The organism is Citrobacter sp. Igbk 14 (assembly GCF_028069825.1).
Taxonomy (GTDB): Bacteria; Pseudomonadota; Gammaproteobacteria; order Enterobacterales; family Enterobacteriaceae; genus Citrobacter.
This window is the reverse complement of record NZ_JANEWM010000128.1, coordinates 1-3,045: the sequence shown is the minus strand read 5'-3', so window position 1 is coordinate 3,045 and position 3,045 is coordinate 1. Positions and strand designations below refer to the sequence as shown.

Annotated in this window: 3 protein-coding genes; all 3 read left to right on the top strand. The window is 42.3% G+C overall.

Annotated features, from left to right (window positions below):
* Nucleotides 1-148 precede the first annotated feature (148 nt).
* Nucleotides 149-1,153, top strand: a complete 1,005-nt coding sequence (gene rfaQ / locus NNN64_RS22705) for a lipopolysaccharide core heptosyltransferase RfaQ (RefSeq protein WP_442870716.1) — start codon at nt 149-151, stop codon at nt 1,151-1,153.
* A gap of 21 nt (nt 1,154-1,174) precedes the next feature.
* Complete coding sequence (locus NNN64_RS22700; RefSeq protein WP_271442866.1) at nt 1,175-2,299, top strand: glycosyltransferase family 4 protein; 1,125 nt, start codon at nt 1,175-1,177, stop codon at nt 2,297-2,299.
* On the top strand, nt 2,292-3,045 hold a 754-nt coding region (gene rfaP / locus NNN64_RS22695; RefSeq protein ID WP_271442865.1), incomplete at its 3' end, for a lipopolysaccharide core heptose(I) kinase RfaP. The genes NNN64_RS22700 and rfaP, both read left to right, overlap by 8 nt.

Genomic DNA, 3,045 nt, shown 5'->3' with positions numbered 1-3,045 from the left:
CAAGTGAATAGTGGTATAATATAAACGATAAAATAAGATGGTGTGTTCTGCAGTACACAGGTAGCTGTTGAGCCTGGGGCGGTAGCGTGATTTGAAAATTAACAATAACCTGAAAGGGTAGAGTGTGAAAAAGATCCTGGTAATAAAGATGCGCTTTCACGGCGATATGTTGCTAACCACACCGGTCATCAGCACGCTTAAAAAGAATTATCCTGATGCTGATATTGATGTTTTACTCTACGAAGATACCATTCCTATTTTATCTGAAAATCCCGATATCCATGCTTTGTATGGCATAAAAAATAAAAAGAGTTCTGCTTTTGAGAAAGCAAAAAATTTCTTAGCGCTGATCAAGGTACTACGTGGTAATCATTATGATTTAGTGGTCAACCTTACCGATCAGTGGATAGTTGCTTTACTGTGCCGCTGCTTGGATTGTCCAATAAAATTGACACATGATTTCTCGCACAGAAATAAGAAATTCTGGCGCGACAGTTTTACTCATCACGTTCCTCTAAGTGGCGATCATTGGGTCGAACGTAATTTGTCTGTGCTGACGCCATTAAATCTAAAAGAATCAGTTCCGGTACTGAAAATGGTTTATGGTGAGCAAGTCTGGCAATCTGTTCGGAAAAAACTTCCTCAGGTTGATACCCAGAAGTATGTTGTTATACAGCCTACGGCGAGACAAGAATTCAAGTCGTGGGAGAATGATAGATTCTCCCTGGTGATTGATGCGATACATCATTTGGGGTATCAGGTTGTACTGACGTCTGGACCCGGTGCCAGCGATATTGCCTGCGTCGATGAGATTGCCAGGGCATGTGAAACTAAACCTTTAACTGAAATTGCCGGTAAGACAACATTCCCTGAGCTTGCTGCATTAATTGATCATGCTGTGCTTTTTATTGGTGTCGACTCTGCCCCGATGCATATTGCTGCAGCTGTTAAAACCCCTATCATTTGTCTTTTCGGTGCCACCGATCATATCGCCTGGCGACCATGGTCTGATGATGTAGTTCAATTTTGGGCTGGTGATTACCAACCAATGCCTGTGCGTGAAAAACTTGATCGAAGTAAGAAATATTTATCTGCTATACCAGCGGAAGACGTGATTGCAGCCATAGCGTCGCGGTTACCTAAACTCGATTAATAAAGCATCCGGATATATAAAATGGTTATTGCTTTCTGTTTGTATAAATATTTCCCTTTTGGTGGGTTACAGCGTGATTTTTTGCGTATAGCGTCAACAGTCGCATCACGTGGACATCATGTTCGGGTTTACACACAATCATGGCAAGGAAATATTCCAGACAGCCTGGAGATCATCATTGTTCCTGTGAGGTCATGCTCCAACAACGGGAAAAATGCTGAGTATCATCGGTGGGTAAGTAAACATCTTGAGAGTAATCCAGCAGACCGGGTCGTTGGGTTCAATAAAATGCCTGGGTTAGATGTTTATTATGCTGCTGATGTCTGCTACGCAGAAAAAGTCGCGCAAGAAAAAGGTTTGCTCTATCGTCTGACACCACGATATCGGCATTATGCCGCCTTTGAAAAAGCAACATTTGCTGAGGGAAAATCAACACAGCTGTTGATGCTAACAGATAAGCAAATTGCGGATTTTCAGAAGCACTATCATACTGAGCCAGCGCGTTTTCATATCCTTCCGCCGGGGATTTATCCTGACAGAAAATACAGCTCTCAGCCAACAAATTGTAGAGCTAGCTTCAGGAAAGAAAATGATATCAGTGATTCCCAGTATTTAATTATACAAATCGGTTCTGATTTTACCCGTAAGGGGGTCGACAGAACTATCAAGGCGATCGCTTCCTTACCGGAAGCTGTCCGCAAACAAACGATTCTGTTTGTTGTGGGTCAGGATAAGCCTGATCGCTATATAAAGCTGGCAACAGAGTATGCTGTTGCTGACAATATCAAGTTCTTCCCTGGCCGTAATGATGTCTCAGAGTTAATGGCAGCAGCCGATCTATTGATTCATCCGGCATATCAGGAAGCCGCAGGGATCGTGCTGGTTGAAGCAATTGCAGCAGGTTTACCTGTCATAACAACGGCCGTTTGCGGATATGCCCATTATATTAAAGATGCTGAATGCGGCATTGTTATTGATGAACCGTTTGAGCAAAAATTATTAAATGAGGCTGTTTATTTTTCTTTAACTGACTCAGGGCAGAGAAATGCATGGAAAGATAATGCACAACACTTTGCTGATACTCAAGACCTTTATAGTCTACCTGAGAAAGCAGCTGATATTATTATAGGTGGTGCCCATGGTTGAGTTAAAAGAACCATTTTTATCCTTGTGGAAAGGGAAAGATGCTTTTTCTGAAGTACAGAAGCTGCAGGGAGAAACATTTAGGCAGCTCGAAACGCGCAGAACGATAAGGTTTGAGATTGCAGGTAAAAGCTACTTCCTGAAATGGCACCAGGGAACTAAACTGAAGGAAGTTATCAAAAACTTATTCTCCTTACGTTTGCCGGTACTCGGAGCTGATAGAGAATGGAATGCTATACACCGTTTGCAGGAACTGGATGTTGATACGATGCACGGTGTTGGTTTCGGGCAACAAGGTATAAATCCGCTCAACCGTATCTCTTTTATTATAACTGAAGATCTGAGTCCGGCGGTTAGCCTGGAAGATTATTGCGCAGATTGGTTGGTGAATCCACCCGCGCGAAAAATTAAAATGGCATTAATTGAGCGGCTTGCCATTATGGTCAGAAGGATGCATCAGGGCGGCGTTAATCACCGTGATTGCTATCTCTGTCACTTCTTATTGCATCAACCGGCCAATTTTGAGGATAATACGTTCAAGCTGTCGGTTATTGATCTGCACCGAGCTCAGATAAGGAATGCGGTTCCTATTCGCTGGCGTAATAAAGATCTGATTGGTTTGTACTTCTCCTCGCTAAACATCGGGTTAACGCAAAGAGACTACTTCAGATTTCTGAAGATATACTTTAAAAAAGATATTAATAAAATTATTCGTGATGAATCCGATCTCTTTGCAACCTATGCAAGAA